This window comes from Gardnerella sp. DNF00257, assembly GCF_049262745.1.
GTDB classification, from domain to species: domain Bacteria; phylum Actinomycetota; class Actinomycetes; order Actinomycetales; family Bifidobacteriaceae; genus Bifidobacterium; species Bifidobacterium piotii.
The window spans coordinates 1,218,998-1,239,200 of sequence record NZ_CP058403.1 but is presented as its reverse complement, the minus strand read 5'-3'; the positions used below and the strand labels follow the sequence as shown (position 1 = coordinate 1,239,200).

31 protein-coding genes are annotated in these 20,203 nt (G+C 48.5%); all 31 read left to right on the top strand.

Going from position 1 to position 20,203, the window contains the following annotated elements:
• The first annotated feature begins 9 nt into the window (after window positions 1-9).
• The 31 genes from malQ to rpsK all read left to right on the top strand — a co-directional run bounded on the left by malQ (window position 10) and on the right by rpsK (window position 20,153).
• Window positions 10-2,178 carry a 4-alpha-glucanotransferase gene (gene malQ, locus HXT23_RS04840; protein ID WP_422113085.1) on the top strand — a complete coding sequence of 723 codons (2,169 nt, stop codon included), beginning with the start codon at window positions 10-12 and terminating at the stop codon, window positions 2,176-2,178.
• Window positions 2,179-2,482: 304 nt separating this feature from the next.
• Window positions 2,483-2,932: a 50S ribosomal protein L13 gene (gene rplM, locus HXT23_RS04835; protein ID WP_004131693.1), complete on the top strand. Its 450-nt coding sequence runs from the start codon at window positions 2,483-2,485 to the stop codon at window positions 2,930-2,932.
• Window positions 2,933-2,952: 20 nt separating this feature from the next.
• Complete coding sequence (gene rpsI / locus HXT23_RS04830) at window positions 2,953-3,441, top strand: 30S ribosomal protein S9 (protein WP_004131694.1); 489 nt, start codon at window positions 2,953-2,955, stop codon at window positions 3,439-3,441.
• A gap of 376 nt (window positions 3,442-3,817) precedes the next feature.
• Window positions 3,818-6,523, top strand: coding sequence for a bifunctional acetaldehyde-CoA/alcohol dehydrogenase (gene adhE, locus HXT23_RS04825; RefSeq protein ID WP_128832005.1), 2,706 nt, complete (start codon window positions 3,818-3,820; stop codon window positions 6,521-6,523).
• 380 nt (window positions 6,524-6,903) lie between these two features.
• The gene (rpsJ, locus tag HXT23_RS04820; RefSeq protein ID WP_003808013.1) at window positions 6,904-7,212 is read left to right on the top strand and encodes a 30S ribosomal protein S10; all 309 of its coding nucleotides are present in this window, start codon (window positions 6,904-6,906) and stop codon (window positions 7,210-7,212) included.
• 15 nt (window positions 7,213-7,227) lie between these two features.
• Window positions 7,228-7,878 carry a 50S ribosomal protein L3 gene (gene rplC, locus HXT23_RS04815; RefSeq protein WP_004116043.1) on the top strand — a complete coding sequence of 217 codons (651 nt, stop codon included), beginning with the start codon at window positions 7,228-7,230 and terminating at the stop codon, window positions 7,876-7,878.
• Window positions 7,879-7,883: 5 nt separating this feature from the next.
• Complete coding sequence (rplD, locus tag HXT23_RS04810) at window positions 7,884-8,549, top strand: 50S ribosomal protein L4 (protein WP_004133440.1); 666 nt, start codon at window positions 7,884-7,886, stop codon at window positions 8,547-8,549.
• 5 nt (window positions 8,550-8,554) lie between these two features.
• Window positions 8,555-8,851, top strand: a complete 297-nt coding sequence (gene rplW / locus HXT23_RS04805; RefSeq protein WP_004114354.1) for a 50S ribosomal protein L23 — start codon at window positions 8,555-8,557, stop codon at window positions 8,849-8,851.
• A gap of 34 nt (window positions 8,852-8,885) precedes the next feature.
• Window positions 8,886-9,716, top strand: coding sequence for a 50S ribosomal protein L2 (gene rplB / locus HXT23_RS04800; RefSeq protein ID WP_004114355.1), 831 nt, complete (start codon window positions 8,886-8,888; stop codon window positions 9,714-9,716).
• 15 nt (window positions 9,717-9,731) lie between these two features.
• Window positions 9,732-10,010 (top strand): 30S ribosomal protein S19, encoded by a 279-nt coding sequence (gene rpsS, locus HXT23_RS04795; RefSeq protein ID WP_004114357.1) that lies wholly within the window; start codon window positions 9,732-9,734, stop codon window positions 10,008-10,010.
• Between the two features lie 16 nt (window positions 10,011-10,026).
• Window positions 10,027-10,386, top strand: coding sequence for a 50S ribosomal protein L22 (rplV, locus tag HXT23_RS04790; protein ID WP_004131697.1), 360 nt, complete (start codon window positions 10,027-10,029; stop codon window positions 10,384-10,386).
• 2 nt (window positions 10,387-10,388) lie between these two features.
• Window positions 10,389-11,204 (top strand): 30S ribosomal protein S3, encoded by an 816-nt coding sequence (gene rpsC, locus HXT23_RS04785; protein WP_422112765.1) that lies wholly within the window; start codon window positions 10,389-10,391, stop codon window positions 11,202-11,204.
• 4 nt (window positions 11,205-11,208) lie between these two features.
• Window positions 11,209-11,628 carry a 50S ribosomal protein L16 gene (rplP, locus tag HXT23_RS04780; RefSeq protein WP_004114362.1) on the top strand — a complete coding sequence of 140 codons (420 nt, stop codon included), beginning with the start codon at window positions 11,209-11,211 and terminating at the stop codon, window positions 11,626-11,628.
• Window positions 11,628-11,879, top strand: coding sequence for a 50S ribosomal protein L29 (rpmC, locus tag HXT23_RS04775; protein ID WP_004105502.1), 252 nt, complete (start codon window positions 11,628-11,630; stop codon window positions 11,877-11,879). The genes rplP and rpmC overlap by 1 nt, the downstream gene beginning before the upstream one ends.
• Window positions 11,880-11,881: 2 nt before the next feature.
• Window positions 11,882-12,148: a 30S ribosomal protein S17 gene (gene rpsQ, locus HXT23_RS04770; protein WP_004114365.1), complete on the top strand. Its 267-nt coding sequence runs from the start codon at window positions 11,882-11,884 to the stop codon at window positions 12,146-12,148.
• 90 nt (window positions 12,149-12,238) lie between these two features.
• Window positions 12,239-12,607, top strand: coding sequence for a 50S ribosomal protein L14 (rplN, locus tag HXT23_RS04765; protein ID WP_004114366.1), 369 nt, complete (start codon window positions 12,239-12,241; stop codon window positions 12,605-12,607).
• 1 nt (window position 12,608) lies between these two features.
• Entirely contained in the window at window positions 12,609-12,944 is a 336-nt protein-coding gene (gene rplX / locus HXT23_RS04760) for a 50S ribosomal protein L24 (RefSeq protein ID WP_004114367.1), read from the top strand.
• Complete coding sequence (gene rplE, locus HXT23_RS04755; protein ID WP_004114368.1) at window positions 12,941-13,513, top strand: 50S ribosomal protein L5; 573 nt, start codon at window positions 12,941-12,943, stop codon at window positions 13,511-13,513. Before rplX ends, rplE begins: the two co-directional genes overlap by 4 nt.
• A 1-nt stretch (window position 13,514) precedes the next feature.
• Window positions 13,515-13,700, top strand: a complete 186-nt coding sequence (locus tag HXT23_RS04750; RefSeq protein ID WP_004114370.1) for a type Z 30S ribosomal protein S14 — start codon at window positions 13,515-13,517, stop codon at window positions 13,698-13,700.
• 80 nt (window positions 13,701-13,780) lie between these two features.
• Window positions 13,781-14,179 (top strand): 30S ribosomal protein S8, encoded by a 399-nt coding sequence (gene rpsH / locus HXT23_RS04745; protein ID WP_004131699.1) that lies wholly within the window; start codon window positions 13,781-13,783, stop codon window positions 14,177-14,179.
• A gap of 16 nt (window positions 14,180-14,195) precedes the next feature.
• The gene (rplF, locus tag HXT23_RS04740; protein WP_004133436.1) at window positions 14,196-14,735 is read left to right on the top strand and encodes a 50S ribosomal protein L6; all 540 of its coding nucleotides are present in this window, start codon (window positions 14,196-14,198) and stop codon (window positions 14,733-14,735) included.
• Window position 14,736: 1 nt separating this feature from the next.
• Window positions 14,737-15,108 carry a 50S ribosomal protein L18 gene (gene rplR, locus HXT23_RS04735; RefSeq protein ID WP_004114376.1) on the top strand — a complete coding sequence of 124 codons (372 nt, stop codon included), beginning with the start codon at window positions 14,737-14,739 and terminating at the stop codon, window positions 15,106-15,108.
• Entirely contained in the window at window positions 15,105-15,833 is a 729-nt protein-coding gene (rpsE, locus tag HXT23_RS04730) for a 30S ribosomal protein S5 (protein ID WP_004131701.1), read from the top strand. Before rplR ends, rpsE begins: the two co-directional genes overlap by 4 nt.
• Entirely contained in the window at window positions 15,833-16,015 is a 183-nt protein-coding gene (gene rpmD, locus HXT23_RS04725; RefSeq protein ID WP_004131702.1) for a 50S ribosomal protein L30, read from the top strand. The genes rpsE and rpmD overlap by 1 nt, the downstream gene beginning before the upstream one ends.
• 2 nt (window positions 16,016-16,017) lie before the next feature.
• Entirely contained in the window at window positions 16,018-16,473 is a 456-nt protein-coding gene (gene rplO, locus HXT23_RS04720; RefSeq protein WP_004131703.1) for a 50S ribosomal protein L15, read from the top strand.
• Window positions 16,474-16,684: 211 nt separating this feature from the next.
• Window positions 16,685-18,025, top strand: a complete 1,341-nt coding sequence (gene secY, locus HXT23_RS04715; RefSeq protein ID WP_016635990.1) for a preprotein translocase subunit SecY — start codon at window positions 16,685-16,687, stop codon at window positions 18,023-18,025.
• 66 nt (window positions 18,026-18,091) lie between these two features.
• Entirely contained in the window at window positions 18,092-18,652 is a 561-nt protein-coding gene (locus HXT23_RS04710; protein ID WP_004131705.1) for an adenylate kinase, read from the top strand.
• A gap of 147 nt (window positions 18,653-18,799) precedes the next feature.
• Entirely contained in the window at window positions 18,800-19,018 is a 219-nt protein-coding gene (gene infA / locus HXT23_RS04705; RefSeq protein WP_004105485.1) for a translation initiation factor IF-1, read from the top strand.
• Window positions 19,019-19,039: 21 nt separating this feature from the next.
• Window positions 19,040-19,153: a 50S ribosomal protein L36 gene (gene rpmJ, locus HXT23_RS04700; RefSeq protein ID WP_003842636.1), complete on the top strand. Its 114-nt coding sequence runs from the start codon at window positions 19,040-19,042 to the stop codon at window positions 19,151-19,153.
• Window positions 19,154-19,297: 144 nt separating this feature from the next.
• On the top strand, window positions 19,298-19,675 hold the full coding sequence (gene rpsM, locus HXT23_RS04695; protein WP_004105472.1) for a 30S ribosomal protein S13: 378 nt from the start codon (window positions 19,298-19,300) through the stop codon (window positions 19,673-19,675).
• Between the two features lie 79 nt (window positions 19,676-19,754).
• Window positions 19,755-20,153 carry a 30S ribosomal protein S11 gene (gene rpsK / locus HXT23_RS04690; protein ID WP_004105468.1) on the top strand — a complete coding sequence of 133 codons (399 nt, stop codon included), beginning with the start codon at window positions 19,755-19,757 and terminating at the stop codon, window positions 20,151-20,153.
• Window positions 20,154-20,203 lie beyond the last annotated feature (50 nt).

The following is a 20,203-nucleotide window of genomic DNA, read 5'->3' as shown; positions in this document are numbered from 1 at the left end:
ATGGAAAATATGAACACTAAAAATGAAGAAACAGTGCAGCCAACAAGTCCGTTAATACATTTGGCTGAACTAATGGGCGTTCGCTCAAAATTTGTTGGATCGGATGGCGTAGAGCACAAAATAGCAGATAGCGTACTTGTAAAAGTATTGCAATCGCTATGCGTAGAAGCTCAAAACAATAAGCAAATCGAAGAAGCAACTCAAAAAATTCTTAGCGAGCGTCACACTCGCCTAGTTGCTCCAACAGTTTTGCACACAGTTGGTAAAGAAAGCGAAGTAAGTATAAATACTGGGATTTTAGAGTATCCTACAGCAACGCTTATTTTGGAAGATGGCAGTGAATACAAGGGTGATTTGCAGATTTTGCCTTCTCAAAATGACGTTGCAATTCCAGTAGACGGCAAGTTTGTAGCAACTTCTTTGCTTAAGATTCCTGCAGACGTTCCAATGGGCTACCACACTTTGCGTGTTAGTGTTGAGAACCGCGTAGAAGAGGCCACTCTTATTAGTGCGCCAGAAAGCATTGATACTATTGAGAAACTAGAAAAAGATGGCAAGCAAATTTGGGGTTGGATGGCTCAGCTTTATTCAATCCGCTCCTCTAAGTCTTGGGGAGTTGGCGATTACGCAGATTTGGCGGATTTGCTTGTTAAAGCTAAAGAAAAGTCGGGAGCGGACTTTGTTCTTGTAAATCCGCTTCATGCTGGAGAGCCAGTTGCTCCGTTAACGCCTTCGCCATATTTGCCTGTTGCTAGGTCTATGGTAAACGTTACGTATATTCGCCCAGAAAGCATTCCAGAATATAATCTTCTTAGCGATCAAGATCGCAAAAGCGTTGACGATTTGCATAATCAAGTAGAGCCGCTTAATAATGATGCGCAAATTATTGATCGCGACGCAATGTGGCGCGTAAAAATGCACGCTTTGTGGATTATTTTTAAGTCGGGCATGTCAGATAAGCGCGCGCAAAAGTTTGAAGCGTTTAAGAAAGATATGGGAGACACGCTTGAATCCTACGCAACTTGGTGCCTTTGCTACGACAAGTGGGGTGCGCCTAATGGCGATGATTGCTGGGAGAAGCATCTTACTAAAGATTCCGATGAGATTAGCGCTTTAGCAAAGCAATTCCCAGACACGCTAGAGTTTTATCGTTGGCTTGAGTGGGTTGCGTTCGGCCAGTTGCACGATGCGCAAATGGCAGCTAAAAAAGCAGGAATGCGCATTGGAATTATGTCGGATATGGCTGTTGGCGTGCATCCAGCAGGATCGGAAGTTTGGTGGAATCCAGAGCGATTCGCCAATGGTGCTTGCGTTGGTGCGCCTCCTGATTACTTCAATCAGCAAGGTCAAAACTGGTCTCAGCCTCCGCTTAATCCATTTGAGCTTGAGCGCACAGGCTTTAAGACCTACAGAGATATGGTTCATGGCATGTTTGCTTCTGCAGGAGCTGTGCGAATCGACCATATTCTTGGACTTTTCCGACTTTGGTGGATTCCAGAAGGATCTACTCCAGGAGACGGAGCTTATGTTTACTACGATGCAAACGTTATGCTTGGCATTCTTGCGATTGAAGCCACGCGCGCAAATGGCGTTGTAGTTGGAGAAGATCTTGGCGTTGTGCCAGCTGAAGCTCTAGATGTTTTGGCTAAGAATAAGGTTCTTGGATGCACGGTTGAGTGGTTTGAACAGAGAGATGGCGCATTCCGCGAGCCTAAGAAGTGGCGCGAAATGACGCTTGCATCTGTAAATACTCACGATATGCCACCTGCTGCAGGGTACTTAAACTACGAGCACGTTAATATTCGCGAGCGTTTGAATCTTCTTACTGGCTCTGTAGAAGAGTTCCGCGCCGATGCTGTTAAAGAGCATAACGCAATGCTTAAGATGCTTGTTTCTGGCGGATTCTTAAGCGAAAGTGCGCTAGAAGACGAGTCGCAGCATGAGCAAGAGATTGTAGAAGCGTTGTATAAAGCGCTTAAAGCTGCGCCTTCTAAGTTGCTTGCTGCGTCGATTGTTGACGCCACTGGCGAGCACAGAGCGCAAAATCAGCCTGGAACTAACGACGAATATCCAAATTGGCGTATTCCTTTGGCAGATGCTGATTGCAATCCTGTTCTTTTGGACGATTTATTCGACTTGCCTAGAGTTAAGTCTTTAGCGCAAATCATGAATAAATAGAGATGAATAAATAGAGGTAGATGCATTATTAATTGCGGGCTGCAGCGTTTGTTTTTGACTTGCGAGCGTTGTAGTCCGCATTTGCATAACGTTGTAGTCCGCGTTGTATGTAAAATAGAAGTTTGCAAATAGTCGTCATATGGCGATATACTTGCAGATTGTTGTGTTTCCCTAAGGGGTCCTTCAAAGCGCTTTTCCCACTCGCCATCGAGGACTTTCAGGGAGCCCACGGATTATGAGTAGAGTATCTTCTATAAACCAAGAAGATATAAAGCTCGAAACACAATAGAGAAAAGGTACGATTGTGAAGACTTTCACACCGAAACCAGCAGATTTAACTCATGACTGGTACATTATCGACGCCACTGATGTGGTGCTTGGTCGCTTGGCTTCCCAGGTAGCTATTTTGCTTCGTGGTAAGAATAAGCCAACTTATGCTCCTCACGCTGATTCTGGCAATCACGTTATTATTATTAACGCAGATAAGATTGCTTTGACTGGCAATAAGTTGAGCAAGGAATTGTATTCCCACTCTGGCCGTCCAGGCGGACTTCGCCGCGATAGCTATGCTGAGCTTTTGGAGAAGAATCCAAAGCGCATCATCGTTTCCGCTGTTAGGGGAATGCTTCCAAAGAATCGTCTTGCTAAGGTTCAGCTTGATCGCCTTCGTGTGTTCACTGGCGCTGAGCATCCTCATATTTCGCAAAAGCCACAGGTCTTTGAGATCTCTCAGGTTAGCCAGCAGGCTAAGTGAATCGTAAGGAGAATATGATTATGGTAGATAACAACAACTCCGCGGTTCTTGAGAACGAAGAAGAACTGACTAGCTACACCACCGAAACCAACGCTGGTGCAGGCACTGGTACTTCCGCTATCGCTCCAGGCTATGGCACTGGTCGTCGTAAGGAAGCCGTTGCTCGCGTTCGCTTGGTTCCAGGTTCTGGTAAGTGGACTATTAATGGCCGCACTCTTGAGGAATACTTCCCATCTCGCTTATTGCAGCGCGAAGTTAATTCCCCAATCGTGCTTCTAAAGCTTGAAGGTAAGTTCGACGTTGTCGTTTTGGTAGACGGCGGCGGCACCACTGGTCAGGCTGGCGCAATTCGCTTGGGCGTTGCCCGCGCTTTGAACGCTATTGACCGCGATGCAAACCGTGCTTCCTTGAAGAAGGCTGGCTTCTTGACCCGCGACGCTCGCGTTGTGGAACGTAAGAAGGCTGGTTTGCACAAGGCACGTCGTGCACCTCAGTTCTCGAAGCGTTAAGCTGCGAAGAATTACAACTTCAATGGCTCCTGGCTCATGCTGGGAGCCATTTTTTATTTGTGTGTAATCTAGAATCAAGTTAAATGTTATTAATCGTTTGTAAGTAACATCTAAAGCTAACATTCTAGAAAATTTTTCAGCAAATCGCACATAAATCATTACAAATAAGAACAAATAACGAACATTAGAGGATAAACCTCGCTCATAAATAGCGCAACTCGCTGCAAAGCCAAAATAGTACAGTAATTCAAGTAAATTGTGAAATGTATCACATACCAGCATTATGATGCGTCTTTCATAGAAGATTATGCATGTAAATGTTGATGTGCAAAAAGCGTAGAAGTACGTAAGGAATCTAAAGATCAAGGAGGACCAAATGGCGCAAGCGCAAGAAACAGCGCAAGAAAATGTGCTCGATGAAAAAGAGCAAGCGGCATTAGTTGCAAAACAAGAAGTTGATGAGTTAGCTAAAAAAGCAAAAGTCGCTTTAGATGAATTTGAAAAGTTAAATCAAACTCAAGTAGACAGAATTGTAGCAAAAGCATCGATTGCAGCTCTGAACAAGCATTTAGTCTTAGCAAAAATGGCTGTTGAAGAAACAGGCAGAGGATTAGTAGAAGATAAAGCTACAAAAAACATTTTTGCATGCGAACATATTACGCATTATCTTGCAGGCCAGCGCACTGTAGGCATTATTAGAGAAGATGATGTTCTTGGAATCGACGAAATCGCTGAGCCAGTTGGCATTGTTGCAGGCGTTACGCCAGTAACAAATCCAACGTCTACAGCCATTTTTAAGTCGCTAATCGCGCTTAAAACTCGTTGCCCAATTATTTTTGGATTCCACCCATTTGCTCAAAAGTGCTCCGCGGAAGCAGCAAGAATTGTGCGCGATGCAGCAATAGAAGCAGGAGCGCCAGAAAATTGCATTCAGTGGATTGAGCATCCATCAATCGAAGCTACGGGAGCTTTAATGAAGCACCCAGATGTTGCAACAATTCTTGCAACAGGTGGCCCTGGAATGGTTAAAGCTGCTTATTCTTCTGGTAAGCCAGCACTTGGCGTGGGCGCAGGAAACGCGCCAGCATACGTTGATGCAGATGTAGACGTTGAGCGCGCTGCAAACGATTTGGTGCTTTCAAAGCATTTTGATTACGGCATGATTTGCGCAACAGAGCAGGCGATTATTGCGCATAAAGATGTGTATGATGCTTTGAAGCTCGAATTAAAGCGCCGTAAAGCTTACTTTGTAAACGAAGAAGAAAAAGCAAAGCTTGAGCAATACATGTTTGGTTGCACGTCTTATAGTGGCCAAACTCCAAAGCTTAATTCTGTTGTTCCTGGAAAGTCGCCTCAATTTATTGCGCAACAAGCAGGATTTGAGATTCCAGAAGATGCCGTGATTCTTATTGCTGAGTGCAAGGAAGTTGGCGAGATGGAGCCTCTAACAATGGAAAAGTTGGCTCCTGTTCACGCTTTGCTTCGCGCAGATAACAAGGAACAAGGCTTTGAAATGTGCGAGAAAATGCTTGTGCACGGAGCTGGCCACACTGCTGTGATTCACACCAATAATCAGCAGCTTGCTCGAGAATACGGCAGCCGTATGCATGCTTGCCGAATCATTTGGAACTCCCCAGGATCTTTGGGTGGCGTTGGAGACATCTACAACGCAATCGCGCCTTCTCTTACATTGGGATGCGGTTCTTATGGCGGAAACTCTGTTTCTGGAAACGTTCAAGCGGTAAATCTTATTAATATAAAGCGCATAGCGCGAAGGAATAACAATATGCAATGGTTCAAGATTCCGGCCAAAACGTATTTTGAGCCGAATGCTGTTCGCTATTTGCGAGACATGTATGGCATTGAGCGCGCTGTTATTGTGTGCGATAAAGTGATGGAACAGCTTGGCATTATAGACAAGGTGATTGATCAGCTTCGCGCTAGAGACAATCGCGTAACGTTTAGGATTATTGATTACGTTGAGCCAGAGCCAAGCGTTGAAACTGTTGAGCGCGGCGCGGAAATGATGCGCGAAGAATTCCAGCCAGACACGATTATTGCTGTTGGCGGCGGATCTCCTATGGATGCTGCAAAAATTATGTGGCTTCTTTACGAGCACCCAGAAATTTCCTTCGCAGATTTGCGCGAGAAGTTCTTTGATATTAGAAAGCGTGCGTTTAAGATTCCGCCTCTTGGTAAAAAGGCTTGCTTAATTTGCGTGCCAACGTCTTCTGGAACTGGATCGGAAGTTACTCCGTTTGCTGTTATTACAGACCATAAGACTGGTTACAAGTACCCGATTACGGATTACGCGATTACGCCTTCGGTTGCAATTGTGGATCCAGTTTTGGCGCGTACGCAGCCTAGAAAACTTGCTTGCGATTCTGGTTTTGACGCTTTGACTCACTCTATGGAAGCTTTTGCATCTGTTTATGCTAACGACTTTACTGATGCAATGGCATTGCATGCAGCAAAGTTGATTTGGGAGAATCTTAACGATTCTGTGAATTCCAACGATTCCGAGCGCAAGATTCAAGCTCAAGAGAAGATGCATAATGCAGCTACGATGGCTGGAATGGCGTTTGGCTCGGCGTTCCTTGGAATGTGCCACGCAATGGCGCATACAATCGGAGCTTTGTGCCACGTTGCGCACGGCCACACAAATGCGATTTTGCTTCCTTATGTAATTCGCTACAATGGTCAAATTCCACAAGAGCCTACAAGCTGGCCAAAGTACAATCGCTATATCGCTCCAGAGCGTTACCAGCAGCTTGCTAAGAATCTTGGTGTAAATCCTGGTAAAACTCCTCAAGAGGGCGTGGAGAATTTGGCGCGCGCTGTTGAAAATTATAGGGATAATCTCCTTAGCATGGATGCTTCGTTTAAGGCGTGCGGTGTGGACGAAGAATACTACTGGTCTTTGTTGGATCAGATTGGTATGCGTGCTTACGAAGATCAGTGTGCTCCTGCAAATCCGCGTATTCCTCAAATCGAAGATATGAAGGATATTGCGATTGCAGCGTATTATGGTGTTTCTCAAGAAGAAGGACATCGTATGCGCCTACAGCGTGAATCGAAGTAGAATTTAAGTAAAATTTATTGCATGATTATTTGAGTGGTTATCTAAGTGATTATCTAGATAATTATTGAATGATTATTGCATATTTAGTTACAAATGGCAGAGGCTGCACTAGCTGTAGTTTCTGCCATTTTTCGTTGGAAAATAGCCGACACGCCCGATTTTTGTTAATCCAAGGTTGATGGTTTAATTACTTAGTTGCCTGTTTTTAAGGCTCGCATATTGTAATTCAAAAAAGCGAGCGCAGAAGCAGAAATCGCAGTTTTTTGTTGATTTTTGTAGGCTGCGCACTGATGTGGAATGGCCTTTAGTGTCTATTCTCCCGGTGCCCTTTGATACAGGTTGGTAAACAGTAAACGAATCGCTAGAAAGGGCGGACGGCAATGGCGGGACAGAAAATCCGCATCAGGCTTAAGTCCTATGACCATGAGGTCATCGACCAATCGGCGAAGAAAATCGTCGAGACGGTGACGAACGCGGGCGCCACAGTAGTGGGTCCGGTTCCTCTGCCGACCGAGAAGAACGTGTTTGTTGTTATCCGTTCTCCTCACAAATACAAGGATTCTCGCGAGCATTTCGAGATGCGCACTCATAAGCGCCTCATTGACATCGTTGATCCAACGCCAAAGGCTGTGGATTCTTTGATGCACATTGACCTGCCTGCGGATGTAAATATCGAGATTAAGCTGTAGGAAGGGGGGTAAATAATGTCGCAAAATAAGAATCGCACTGCTTTGCTCGGCCGTAAGCTGGGCATGAGCCAGGTTTGGGATGAAAACGGCCTTTTTGTCCCCGTAACTCTGGTTGAGGTTGCTACCAACGTAGTTACCGCTGTTAAGACCGAAGAAACTGACGGTTATTGCGCCGTACAGCTCGGTTATGGCCAGATTGATCCTACCAAGGTTACCAAGCCATTGGCTGGTCACTTTGCAAAGGCTGGCGTGACTCCTCGTCGTCACCTCGCTGAGGTGCGCACTGAAAATGCAGCAGATTACAAGCCAGGTCAGGAATTGACCGCTGAGGTATTTGCTGAAGGTGCAGAAGTTGACGTAACGGGTACTACAAAGGGTAAAGGCTTTGCTGGCACAATCAAGCGTTGGGGCTTCAAGTCTTACCGTCGTACTCACGGCTCGCACAAGAATGAACGTCGTCCAGGTTCTGTGGGCGCATGTGCAACTCCAAGCCGCATTTTGAAGGGCAAGCGTATGGCTGGTCGCATGGGTCATGTGACTTCTACTGCGCTCAACCTCACAATCGTTTCTTCGGATGTTGAGAACGGTATTTTAGCTATCAAGGGTGCTATTCCAGGACCTAAGGGTGCTATCGTTCTAGTCCGTTCGGCAGTGAAGGGAGCCTGATTTAAATGGCAAACGTAACTCTGAACGTAACTGACACCAAGGGTAATGCAAACGGCACTGTTGAAGCTCCTGCCGAGATTTTCGGCATCTCCAACGAAGACGTTTTAGCTCACGGCCCATTGGTTCATCAGGTCGTTATTGCTCAGCTTGCTGCTGCTCGCCAGGGTACTCACGCGGTTAAGAATCGCGCTAACGTATCTGGTGGCGGTAAGAAGCCATGGAAGCAAAAGGGCACTGGTCGTGCTCGTCAAGGCTCCATTCGTGCTCCACAGTGGGTACATGGTGGCGTTGTGCACGGCCCAGTTCCTCGCAAGTACGATCAGCGTACTCCAAAGAAGATGAAGGCAGCTGCTCTTCGTTATGCTCTTTCGGATCGTGCAAATGCTGGTCGCATTGCAATTGTGGACTTTGGCATTAAGGATGTTCCATCCACAAAGGCAGCTGTTGCAGCACTCACACCAGTAACTAAGGATCAGTTCACCACTGTTGTTCTCTCTCGCGAGAACATTAACGAGTGGATGTCTGTTCGTAACATTCCTACGGTGCATGTGATCTTCGCTGATCAGCTCAACACCTACGATGTCATCACCGCTCAATATGTCGTCTTCTCCAAGGAAGGTTTCGAAGCCTTCGTTGCAGCTAAGACCGAGCCTGAAGTTAAGGAGGCCTGATTTAAATGGTCGCAGTCCATAACCCAGCACATGACATCATTTTAAAGCCAGTTGTTTCTGAAAAAAGCTATGCAGCTTCCGATCGTGGCCAGTACACCTTCGTTGTAGCTCCAAACGCTAACAAGGTTCAGATCAAGCAGGCTATCGAAGAAATCTTCAAAGTCAAGGTAACGAATGTTAACACCTTGAATCGCGCTGGCAAGCTCAAGCGCTCTCGCACCGGCTTCGGTCGTCGTGTGAATCAAAAGCGCGCTATTGTCACCGTGGCACAAGGCCAGACAATCGATATCTTTGGTAACTGAAGGCTAGCCGAGAAAAGTAAAGGAATACTATATTATGGCTATCCGCGTTTATAAGCCTACGACTGCAGGACGTCGTAACGCTTCGGTTTCGGACTTCTCCGAGATTACGCGTTCTACTCCTGAAAAGTCGTTGGTACGCAAACTCAGCAAAACTGGCGGTCGTAACTCTTACGGTCGCATGACTTCCCGCCATCGCGGCGGCGGACACAAGCGTCAGTATCGTCTCATCGATTTTAAGCGTTGGGACAAGGATGGCGTGCCAGCCAAGGTCGCTCATATTGAGTATGACCCTAACCGTTCCGCTCGCATCGCATTGTTGCATTATGCAGATGGTGAGAAGCGCTACATTATCGCTCCTGAAGGCATTTCCCAGGGAGATGTTATTGAGACTGGCGCCCAGGCTGATATTAAGCCAGGCAACAACTTGCCTCTTAAGAACATCCCAACTGGTACCGTGGTTCACGCAATCGAGCTTCGTCCACTTGGTGGCGCAAAGATTGCACGCTCCGCAGGTGCTGCCGTTCAGCTCGTAGCTAAGGATGGTGCTTACGCTCAGTTGCGTATGCCATCTGGCGAAATTCGTAACGTGGACGCTCGTTGCCGCGCTACAATCGGCGAGGTTGGCAACTCCGACCACGCTAATATCGAGCTTGGTAAGGCAGGTCGTGCTCGTTGGCTTGGTCGCAGGCCAATCACCCGAGGCGAATCTATGAACCCTGTTGATCACCCTCATGGTGGTCGTACCCGTGGTGGTAAACCACCTGTTTCTCCATGGGGCAAGGGCGAGGTTCGTACCCGCCGTCCGAAGAAGGCTTCGAACAAGATGATTGTTCGTCGTCGTCCGAATGGTAAGAACCGCAAGTAAGGGAGTGTCGAACAGATGACTCGTAGCATCAAGAAGGGCCCTTTCGTCGACGCCCACTTACAGAAGAAAGTCGATGAACAAAACGACAAGGGCACGCATAACGTCATCAAGACGTGGTCGCGTCGTTCGATGATCACTCCTGATTTCATTGGACACACCTTTGCCGTACACGATGGCCGCAAGCATGTGCCGGTATTCGTTACCGAAGCAATGGTTGGTCATAAGCTCGGTGAATTCGCCCCAACCAAGACCTTCAAGGGTCATGTGAAGGACGACAAGAAAGCACGCCGCTAAAGGAGAGTTAGGACACATGGAAGCTAAAGCAATCGCTCGTCACGTACGTGTGACGCCGCGCAAGGCTCGCCGCATGGTCGACCTCATCCGAGGCAAGCGTGCAAGCGAAGCTATTACCATTTTGAAGTTTGCTCCTCAAGACGCATCGTTGCCGGTGCGCAAGGTTCTTGAAAGCGCGATCGCTAATGCTCGCGTTAAGGCTGAGAAAGCTGGAGAACCATTCCGCGAGCAAAACTTGGTCATCAAGGAAACTTATGTGGATGAGGGTGTAACGCTTAAGCGTTTCCGCGCTCGTGCACAGGGTCGCGCTGCGCGCATTAACAAGCGCACAAGCCATATCACTGTTATCGTCTCGCTTAAGGAAGGGGATCGCTAAAGATGGGTCAGAAGATCAATCCTTTCGGCTATCGCCTGGGCATTACCGAGAATCATCGCTCTAGGTGGTTCTCCGACTATACTAAAGCCGGCGAGCGTTACCGTGACTTCGTCCTTGAGGATGACAAGATTCGCAAGGAAATGAGCCATGACCTCGAACGTGCAGGCGTGTCCCGCATTGTTATCGAGCGTACCCGTGACCGCGTTCGTGTGGATATTCACACCGCTCGTCCAGGTATTATTATCGGTCGTCGTGGCGCAGAAGCCGAGCGTGTTCGTGCAAAGCTTGAGAAGCTCACTGGTAAGCAAGTACAGCTCAACATCTTTGAAGTAAAGAACGCTGCACTTGACGCTCAATTAGTTGCTCAGGGAATTGCGGAACAGTTGACTAACCGCGTTACATTCCGTCGTGCTATGCGTAAGGCACAGCAAGACGCAATGCGTGCAGGTGCCAAGGGTATCCGTATTAAGCTCTCTGGTCGCCTTGGTGGCGCCGAAATGAGCCGTTCTGAGTTCTACCGCGAAGGTCGCGTTCCACTGCAGACCTTGCGCGCCCTTATTGATTACGGCTTCTTTGAGGCCAAGACCACTTACGGCCGTATTGGCGTAAAGGTTTGGATTTACAAGGGCGATATGACTGAGCGTGAGTTTGAAGAGCAGCAGGCTCAGCAGGGTAAGCGTGAAGGTCGCCGTGGCGATCGTCGTCCACGTCGTGGAGCACGCTCTGCCAATCAGCAGAAGGCTACCGAGGCACAGGCTGAAAAGCCAGCCGAGGCTGTAGCTGCTGAAGCTCCTGCCGCAACGGAAACGAAGGAGTGAGCAGATGCTTATCCCAAAAAGGACTAAATATCGCAAGCAGCACCGTCCTACCCGTAGCGGCATGTCTAAGGGTGGAACCGCTATCGCTTTCGGCGATTTCGGTATTCAGGCGCTGGCTCCGGCGTACATCACTAACCGTCAGATCGAGGCAGCCCGTATCGCAATGACCCGCTATATTAAGCGTGGTGGTCGCGTGTGGATTACGGTTTTCCCTGATCGTCCATTAACCAAGCACCCGCTTGGTGCACGAATGGGTTCCGGTAAAGGTGCTCCAGAATTCTGGATTGCCAACATTCACCCAGGTCGTGTAATGTTCGAGATCGGTGGTGTTTCTGAGGACGTCGCTCGCGAGGCTTTGCGCCGCGCTATCGACAAGCTCCCAATGAAATGCCGTGTTATTGCGCGTGAAGGCGGTGACATCTGATGCCAGTCGGAACTGCAGACTACACCATCAAGAATTTAAACGAGAAGACTAATGCTGAAATCGAAGGCTTCTTAAAGAAGTCTAAGGAAGAGCTTTTTAACTTGCGCTTCCAGGCAGCAACTGGTCAACTTGAAAACAGCGCTCGCCTCAAGGCGGTCAAGCACGACATAGCCAGGATGTATACTATCCTGCGTGAGCGTGAACTCGGCATCAGCCAAGAGCCTGGCGCCACTGAGGTCAAGGAGAAGTAAGCATGGCTGAGAACCAAGAGCGCAACTTCCGCAAGGTTCGTCGCGGCTACGTCGTGTCCGAGGCCATGGACAAGACGATTGCCGTGGAGCTGGAGCAGCGTTCGACACACCCACTTTACGGTAAAGTCGTCCGCTCCACCCGCAAGGTCAAGGCCCATGATGAACACAATGAGGCGCATATTGGCGACCTCGTGAGTATTATGGAAACTCGGCCTTTGAGCAAGACCAAGCGTTGGCGTCTCGACTCGATTATCGAGCGCGCCAAGTAAACAAGTTCAGCAAGGCTCCGCGCTTCACCTGTGCTGCTTATTTGAGCGGTACGGGTGAGCGGGGAGAACCAGCTCGACTAAGGAGAATCAATGATTCAGCAGGAAACGCGGCTTCATGTCGCCGACAACACGGGTGCTAAGGAATTACTTGCCATCCGCGTGCTCGGTGGATCGAAGCGACGCTATGCCGGCATCGGCGACATTATCGTCGCCTCCGTTAAGGATGCTATTCCTGGCGGGTCGGTCAAGAAAGGCGACGTAGTTAAGGCTGTCGTCGTCCGTACTGTCAAGGAACATCGTCGTGTTGATGGTTCCTATATTAAGTTCGACGAGAACGCCGCTGTTATTCTCGGCTCCGGCCGTGAACCAAAGGGCACTCGTATCTTTGGACCAGTCGGTCGTGAATTGCGCGATAAGCGCTTCATGAAGATTGTGTCCCTCGCCCCGGAGGTGATCTGAGATGGTAGCCAAGATTAAGTCCGGCGACCAGGTAAAGGTTATCCGCGGCAAGGATCGCGGTAAGGAAGGCAAAGTACTTCGTGTACTCGCCGAAGACCGTTTGATCGTCGAGGGTGTTCAGGTTGTTAAGAAGCATGTGCGTGCTACCCAGCAGGGTCAGCAGGCAGGCATCGTCTCTGTTGAGGCTCCAATTCACCGTTCTAACGTTATGGTGATTGACCCAGAGACAAAGCAGCCAACCCGCGTGGGCGTGATTGTTAAGCAAGAAGCTCGCGACGGCAAAGTAAAGACCGTGCGCGTGCGTGTAGCTAAGAAGTCCGGAAAGGAGCTGGCATGACCGATACTACAGTTGAGGCGCCGGCAACTCCGCGCTTAAAGCAGCAATACAATGATCAAATCGTTCCAGCTTTGGAAAAGGAATTTGGCCACACTAATCCTATGCAGGTGGCTCGTTTGCAGAAGGTCGTCGTCTCTATGGGCGTTGGCGCTGCAGCTCGCGATTCCAAGCTCATCGAAGGTGCGATTAAGGATCTCACTTTGATCACTGGTCAGAAGCCAAAGGTTACTAAGGCTAAGAAGTCTGTTGCGCAGTTCCATTTGCGCGAAGGCCAAGCTATTGGCGCTTACGTAACTCTTCGTGGCGATCGTATGTGGGAATTCTTGGATCGTTTGCTCACTCTGGCTTTGCCACGTATCCGCGATTTCCGTGGTATTAATGGCAACCAGTTCGACGGTCAGGGTAATTACAACTTCGGTCTTACGGAGCAATCAATGTTCCACGAGATTGATCCTGATTCGATTGATCATCAGCGTGGTATGGACATCACCGTGGTGACCACCACCAAGGACGATGTGGAAGCGAAGTCGCTACTTAAGCACCTCGGTTTCCCATTCAAGGAGAACTGATATGGCAAAAACCGCTCTGAAAAACAAGGCGGCCGCTAAGCCGAAGTTCAAGGTGCGCGCTTATACGCGTTGCCAGGTTTGTGGTCGTCCTCACTCCGTGTATCGCAAGTTCGGTCTGTGCCGTGTATGCCTTCGTGAAAAGGCACATCGCGGTGAGTTGCCGGGTGTTACGAAGTCCAGTTGGTAAATATCGACGCTGAAGGTCCACTGCTTTATAAATAACAAACAGGCGGTGGAAACCACGGCGAGAAAGGGCGTTAGCCCAACATGACAATGACAGATCCTATCGCAGACATGTTGACACGTCTGCGTAATGCGAGCGCGGCAAAGCACGATATCGTGGAAATGCCGTACTCCAAATTCAAGGCGAATATCGCCGAGATTCTTAAGCGCGAAGGCTACATTAAAGACTTTGCTGCTAAAGAAGCTAAGGTTGGACAGACTTTGGAAGTTACGTTAAAGTACGGCTCCAATGGTCAGCGTTCCATCCAGGGCATTAAGCGCATCTCTAAGCCAGGCTTGCGTCGTTACGCAAAGTCTGATTCTTTGCCTATGCCTCTTGGCGGTCTCGGTATCGCTATTATCTCGACCAGCTCGGGATTGTTGACTCAGAAGGAATGCCTCGATCGAGGCATTGGCGGCGAAATCGTCGCCTACGTATGGTGAGAAAGGAGAGCTGAAAATGGCATCGCATATTGGTAAGCTCCCCGTCGACATTCCTGCAGGCGTGGAAGTTAAGATTGAAGGTCAGTCCTTTAGCGCTAAGGGTGCTAAGGGTTCTGATTCCTATGTAATTCCAGAAGGTATTACCGCTGAAGTTGCTGATGGCAAGATCGTTTTGACCCCAGTTGACGATTTGCGTCCAACTCGTGCAAAGCACGGCTTGGCTCGCGCAATCGTGGCGTCTATGGTTAAGGGTGTGCACGAAGGCTACGCCAAGACTCTAGACATTGTTGGAACTGGTTATCGTGCTGTAATGAAGGGCAAGGGCATTGAGTTCTCGCTCGGCTATTCGCACACTATTACCGTTCAGCCACCTGAGGGCATTGAGTTTGAATTGCCAAACGCAAATCAGGTAATCGTCAAGGGTACTGACAAGCAGGCCGTTGGTCAGGCTGCCGCTAACATTCGCAAGCTTCGTGCTCCAGAACCTTATAAGGGCAAGGGCATTAAGTACAGCGATGAGCGTATTTTGCGCAAGGCTGGAAAGGCTGGTAAGTGATATGAGCGTTAAGATTTTCGGTAAGGGTACCAAAGTCGCACGTTTGCGTCGTCACGCCCGCCTTCGTAAGCGCATCTCTGGCACTCCAGAGCGCCCACGTTTGGTAGTTTCTCGTTCTAACCGTCACATGGTTGCTCAGATTGTGGATGACACTAAGGGTCTTACCCTTGTAAGCGCTTCCACCTTGACTTCTGACTTCGCTGGTTTTACTGGTACGAAGACTGAAGCTGCTACCAAGGTTGGCGAGTTAATCGCAGCCAAGGCGAAGGAAGCGGGAATCACCGCTGTTATCTTCGATCGTGGCGGTAATAAGTATCATGGTCGCGTCGCAGCCGTAGCTGAAGGCGCCCGTCAGGGAGGTCTAGCACTGTGAGCGATAACGAAAAGGAAACCCAAGTGGCTGAAGAAACTCAGAACACTCAGGCATCCGCTGAGGAGCGTACCGACGATCGTCGTTCCCGTCGTTCTAAGGGCGAAGGTAAGCGTAGCGAACGTCGTAGCCGTCGTGAAGAAAACCGCGGCGAAGAGCTTTTGGATCGCGTAGTTACTATTAACCGTGTTTCCAAGACCCACAAGGGTGGCCGTACCTTTAGCTTTGCAGCACTTGTTGTTGTTGGCGACGGTAAGGGCACTGTTGGTGTTGGTTACGGTAAGTCTCGCGAAGTTCCAGCAGCTATCGCTAAGGGTCAGCTTGACGCTAAGAAGCACATGTTTACTGTTCCACGCATTCGTGGTACCGTGACTCACCCTGTGTTGGGTCACGATGCTGCTGGTACAGTTTTGCTTCGTCCAGCTGCTCCAGGTACTGGTGTAATCGCTGGTGGCGCTGTGCGTGCTGTTATGGAGTGCGCTGGCATTACCGATATCCTCACCAAGTCCATGGGCTCCGCAACCGCTGTTAACGTGGTTCGCGCTACTGTGGATGCTTTGAAGAAGCTTGAAGAGCCAGAAGAAATTTGCGCTCGTCGTGGACTTTCCCTCGAGGAAGTTGCACCAGACGCATTGCTTCGTGAGCGCGCTGCTGGCATTGCCGAAGCACGCAAGGCTCGTGAAGAAGCTCAGGCTGCTAAGGCTGCCCAGGCAAAGGATGGTGAGTGATGGCTAACTTAAAGATCACTCTGGTGCACGGTTTGGTTCATTCCACCGAGCGTCAGCGCGCTAACGTTAAGACTCTTGGCCTTCACAAGATTGGTCAAAGCGTTGTTCGCGAGGACAATTCAGTCAATCGTGGCTTGGTTATGGCCGTTCGCCACTTGCTGAGCGTTGAGGAGGTTGACTGATTATGGCTAATGAAGAACCAATGTTGCACATGCACACGTTGCGTCCAGCTCCAGGAGCTAAGAAGGATCGCATCCGCGTGGGTCGTGGTGAAGGCTCTAAGGGTAAGACTTCGGGTCGTGGAGACAAAGGTACGAAGAAGCGTTACCAAGTTCGTCCAGGCTTTGAAGGCGGCCAGCTTCCACTTTACATGCGCTTGCCTAAGCTTCGTGGCTTTAAGAGCCCATTCAAGAAGGAGTTCCAGGTTGTTAATGTTGCAGCCCTTGCAGAACTCTTCCCAAAGGGTGGTGAAGTCACTGTTGCTGATTTGGTAGTTAAGGGCGCTGTGCGTGATGGTTACCCAGTTAAGGTTTTGGGCGATGGCGATCTTAAGGTTGCTTTGACTCTTAAGGGAGTTAAGGCTTCTGCATCCGCTAAAGCCAAGATCGAAGCTGCTGGTGGCTCTGTTAGCGAAGAGTAGTAATAAGTAGTAATACTTAAGCTAGTAATGCTAATTAACGCAGTGATTTAACTGTTTAATAATCCCCCTAGTTTGCGCTGGGGGGATTATTTTATTGCAAAACTCACTCAATTATTGTTTCAGTATGTACCGTGATATAAACTATTGCCTCAGAGTTTGTTTTTTTACTGGTGCGCCTAGATCGTAGCGCAAAAAAGGGAGGAAGACCCAGGTGAAAACGTTAATCCAGGCCTTCAAGACGAAGGAGTTGAGGAATAAGATCCTCTTCGTCTTCGCAATGATTATTATCTACCGAATCGGCTCATTTATTCCGATTCCTGGAGTTGACTACAAAGTTATTCGAGCTTGCACCGCTAAGCTGGCTTCTTCTAGCGAGAACTTTATTGGGTTGGTGAATCTGTTCTCTGGCGGTTCTCTTTTGCAGCTTTCGATTTTTGCATTGGGTGTTATGCCATACATTACGGCGTCCATTGTTATTCAGTTGCTTAGAGTTGTGATTCCACGCTTTGAGGCTCTTCACAAAGAAGGTCAATCTGGAGAAACAAAGCTTACTCAGTACACCCGTTACTTAACCATCGGTTTGGCTGTTTTGCAATCAACTACCATTTTGGTTACGGCTCGTTCTGGCGCGCTATTTAACTATCAATGCGGCCAAGTTATTCCAGACGGTTCTATGTGGAGCCTTATTGTAATGGTCTTAATCATGACTGGTGGCACTGGCCTCATAATGTGGATGGCAGAGCTTATTACAGATAAGGGTATTGGCCAGGGTATGTCTGTATTAATCTTTATGTCTATCTGCTCTGGATTCCTTCCAAAGTTGTGGGAAATCGGTTGGGGTACGAATGGCCTTAATGGAGATTGGACTAAGTTCTCCATTGTTGCTGGCGTTTTCCTTGTGATTCTTATTTTCGTTGACTTTGTGGAGCTTGCTCAGCGTAGAATCCCTGTTCAGTACACGCGCCGAATGATTGGTCGCAAGATGTACGGTGGTTCTTCCACATACTTGCCATTAAAGGTGAATATGAGTGGCGTTATTCCACCAATCTTTGCGTCTTCGATTCTTGCTATTCCAACACTTCTTGCTCAGTTTGGAGATAGTCGTAAGGATTGGGTGCGTTGGATTAATGCCAATTTAGCAAACTCTACTTCTGCTTGGTACATAGCGTTGTACACCGTTATGATTGTGTTCTTCTGCTTCTTCTACACCGAGATTACTTTTAATCCAGATGAGACTGCAGACAACATGAAGGAATACGGCGGATTTATTCCTGGTATTCGCGCTGGTAGCGCTACAAGCCGTTATCTTAGCTACGTTATGAATAGGCTTAACACAGTTGGTGCTATTTACTTGCTGTTTGTGGCTTTGATTCCAACGGTTTTGATTATGTCTTTGCATCTTAATATGAAGCTTCCATTTGGTGGTACAACAATTCTGATTATTGCTGGTGTTGGTTTGGATACTTTGCGTCAAGCTAAGGCTCAAACTGAGCAATTCCAGTATGCTGGATTCCTGTTTGATCACAGCAATAATAAGCAGGTTGCTAAGTAGTATTTCAGATAGGTTTTGTTTAATATTTGTATTGGATTTGCATTGGCATAAAACTAGGAGATTAATATGCGATTGTTAATTATGGGTCCGCAAGGAGTAGGTAAAGGCACTCAAGCCGCTTTGCTTGCAGAGCATTACAATATTCCTGCTATTTCTACTGGCGATATTTTCCGTTACAACTTAAAGAATAAAACGGAGCTTGGCAAGAAGGTTCAAGGTTATCTCGATAAGGGAGAGCTTGTTCCAGATGAATTAACAAATAGCATTGTTAAAGATCGTCTTGCTCAAGATGATGCAAAGAATGGCTGGATTCTAGATGGCTACCCTCGCAACGCTTCTCAAGTTCAGGCGCTTGATCGCATGTTGGAAGAGCTTGGTACTCCACTAGATCATGTTGTTGCTCTCGAAGCAGAGCGTGAGGTTTTGCTTGAACGTATGCAAAAGCGTGCTGTAGAGCAGGGTCGTTCCGACGATACTCCAGAAGTTATTGCTAAGCGTTTGGAAACTTACGAGAAGGAAACAGCTCCTTTGCTGGATATTTACGAAAGCCGTGGTCAACTTGTTGAAGTTGATGGCGTTGGAGATATTGCCGAAATCAACAATCGCATAGTTGAATCCTTGGTATGAGATTTATTTAAGATTTAGATTTTCTCATATTAATAATGCGCCCTTGCGACACGCCGAGTGTTGTATTGGGCGCATTTACTGTATCATAGAAGATTGGCGTGTCTTCGGATGCGCAAAGTAGTATATCCAAGGAACGGAACGAGGCTCATGGCAAAAGACGGTGTGATTGAAGTCGAAGGCACGGTAGTAGAAGCACTGCCTAACGCGATGTTTCGCGTTCAGCTTGAGAACGAGCACATCGTACTAGCGACGATTTCGGGAAAAATGCGTAAGAATTACATTCGCATTCTTCCGCAAGATCGTGTTGTGCTGGAGATGAGTCCTTACGATTTGAACCGCGGACGTATTACGTACCGTTATAAGTAAAGGTACAAGCAAAGGAAAACCATGAAGGTCAGCCCTAGCGTGAAGAGGATCTGCGAAAACTGCCGCGTGATCCGCCGTCACGGTCGCGTCATGGTGATTTGCATCAACCCACGTCATAAGCAGCGTCAGGGCTGAGTGGATCTCCACCGCGAATATAAAGGAATAAGGCGCTAAGTCGCAGCTTAAGCTGAACCCTGGGTGCGCAGGCCCAGGCCGTAAATAATCGATATTATTGCGGGAGACTTGGTGCACGACCTGCGTAATAGTAAAGGAATTACAATGGCACGTCTTGCCGGAGTAGATATTCCCAATGAGAAGCGCATTGAGATTGCCCTCACCTATATTTTTGGTGTAGGTCGCACTCGCGCTAAGGAAACGCTTGCCGCGACCGGTGTTAATCCGGATACCCGCGTCAAGGATCTTACGGATGAACAGTTAATCACTTTGCGTGATTATCTTGAGGCCAACTATAAGATTGAAGGCGATTTGCGTCGTGAAATCGACGCTGACATCCGTCGTAAGATTCAGATCAACTGCTATCAAGGCCAGCGTCATCGCAAGGGTCTTCCTGTGCGTGGTCAGCGTACTAAGACTAATGCTCGTACTCGTAAGGGTCCAAAGCGTACTGTCGCCGGGAAGAAGAAGGCCACCCGATAGTCGGTGGTCGGCTCTAGGCCACGAGTTAATTCTCATCGCCTAGACATACCAACTAATTCGTCATAGGAAACGAGGGTCAATGGCAGCTGCAAAGCAAGCCTCGCGCAAGCCGCGTCGCCGGGACCGCAAGTCGGTACCGGTTGGGCAGGCGCATATTAAATCAACATTCAATAACACGATTATTTCCATCACCGATCCATCGGGTGCAGTCCTCTCTTGGGCTTCTGGTGGCGATGTCGGCTTTAAGGGTTCCCGTAAGTCGACTCCTTACGCTGCAGGTATGGCCGCTGAGTCTGCTGCTCGTAAGGCAATGGAACATGGCCTTAAAAAGGTCGACGTGTTTGTTAAGGGTCCAGGTTCCGGTCGCGAAACCGCTATCCGTTCCCTTCAGTCCGCGGGTCTTGAGGTCGGTTCTATTACCGACGTCACCCCACAAGCGCATAACGGCGTTCGCCCACCAAAGCGTCGCCGCGTCTGAGCACTCTTACGAATCCATCCATCCAACCCGCTTATGGGCGGCGAGTGCAC

Bases quoted from the DNA above. Each gene is read 5' to 3' on its own strand.
- rpmJ (WP_003842636.1), top strand. From the start codon at position 19,040: ATGAAGGTCAGCCCTAGCGTGAAGAGGATCTGCGAAAACTGCCGCGTG.
- rplV (WP_004131697.1), top strand. From the start codon at position 10,027: ATGGAAGCTAAAGCAATCGCTCGTCACGTACGTGTGACGCCGCGCAAG.
- rplX (WP_004114367.1), top strand. From the start codon at position 12,609: ATGGTAGCCAAGATTAAGTCCGGCGACCAGGTAAAGGTTATCCGCGGC.
- rplC (WP_004116043.1), top strand. From the start codon at position 7,228: ATGTCGCAAAATAAGAATCGCACTGCTTTGCTCGGCCGTAAGCTGGGC.
- rplP (WP_004114362.1), top strand. From the start codon at position 11,209: ATGCTTATCCCAAAAAGGACTAAATATCGCAAGCAGCACCGTCCTACC.
- adhE (WP_128832005.1), top strand. From the start codon at position 3,818: ATGGCGCAAGCGCAAGAAACAGCGCAAGAAAATGTGCTCGATGAAAAA.
- rplE (WP_004114368.1), top strand. From the start codon at position 12,941: ATGACCGATACTACAGTTGAGGCGCCGGCAACTCCGCGCTTAAAGCAG.
- HXT23_RS04710 (WP_004131705.1), top strand. From the start codon at position 18,092: ATGCGATTGTTAATTATGGGTCCGCAAGGAGTAGGTAAAGGCACTCAA.
- rplB (WP_004114355.1), top strand. From the start codon at position 8,886: ATGGCTATCCGCGTTTATAAGCCTACGACTGCAGGACGTCGTAACGCT.
- rpsM (WP_004105472.1), top strand. From the start codon at position 19,298: ATGGCACGTCTTGCCGGAGTAGATATTCCCAATGAGAAGCGCATTGAG.
- rpsJ (WP_003808013.1), top strand. From the start codon at position 6,904: ATGGCGGGACAGAAAATCCGCATCAGGCTTAAGTCCTATGACCATGAG.
- rpsS (WP_004114357.1), top strand. From the start codon at position 9,732: ATGACTCGTAGCATCAAGAAGGGCCCTTTCGTCGACGCCCACTTACAG.
- rpsK (WP_004105468.1), top strand. From the start codon at position 19,755: ATGGCAGCTGCAAAGCAAGCCTCGCGCAAGCCGCGTCGCCGGGACCGC.
- infA (WP_004105485.1), top strand. From the start codon at position 18,800: ATGGCAAAAGACGGTGTGATTGAAGTCGAAGGCACGGTAGTAGAAGCA.
- rpsI (WP_004131694.1), top strand. From the start codon at position 2,953: ATGGTAGATAACAACAACTCCGCGGTTCTTGAGAACGAAGAAGAACTG.
- rplD (WP_004133440.1), top strand. From the start codon at position 7,884: ATGGCAAACGTAACTCTGAACGTAACTGACACCAAGGGTAATGCAAAC.
- rpsH (WP_004131699.1), top strand. From the start codon at position 13,781: ATGACAATGACAGATCCTATCGCAGACATGTTGACACGTCTGCGTAAT.
- rplR (WP_004114376.1), top strand. From the start codon at position 14,737: ATGAGCGTTAAGATTTTCGGTAAGGGTACCAAAGTCGCACGTTTGCGT.
- rplO (WP_004131703.1), top strand. From the start codon at position 16,018: ATGGCTAATGAAGAACCAATGTTGCACATGCACACGTTGCGTCCAGCT.
- rplW (WP_004114354.1), top strand. From the start codon at position 8,555: ATGGTCGCAGTCCATAACCCAGCACATGACATCATTTTAAAGCCAGTT.
- rpmC (WP_004105502.1), top strand. From the start codon at position 11,628: ATGCCAGTCGGAACTGCAGACTACACCATCAAGAATTTAAACGAGAAG.
- rplF (WP_004133436.1), top strand. From the start codon at position 14,196: ATGGCATCGCATATTGGTAAGCTCCCCGTCGACATTCCTGCAGGCGTG.
- rpmD (WP_004131702.1), top strand. From the start codon at position 15,833: ATGGCTAACTTAAAGATCACTCTGGTGCACGGTTTGGTTCATTCCACC.
- rpsQ (WP_004114365.1), top strand. From the start codon at position 11,882: ATGGCTGAGAACCAAGAGCGCAACTTCCGCAAGGTTCGTCGCGGCTAC.
- rplN (WP_004114366.1), top strand. From the start codon at position 12,239: ATGATTCAGCAGGAAACGCGGCTTCATGTCGCCGACAACACGGGTGCT.
- HXT23_RS04750 (WP_004114370.1), top strand. From the start codon at position 13,515: ATGGCAAAAACCGCTCTGAAAAACAAGGCGGCCGCTAAGCCGAAGTTC.
- rpsC (WP_422112765.1), top strand. From the start codon at position 10,389: ATGGGTCAGAAGATCAATCCTTTCGGCTATCGCCTGGGCATTACCGAG.
- malQ (WP_422113085.1), top strand. From the start codon at position 10: ATGAACACTAAAAATGAAGAAACAGTGCAGCCAACAAGTCCGTTAATA.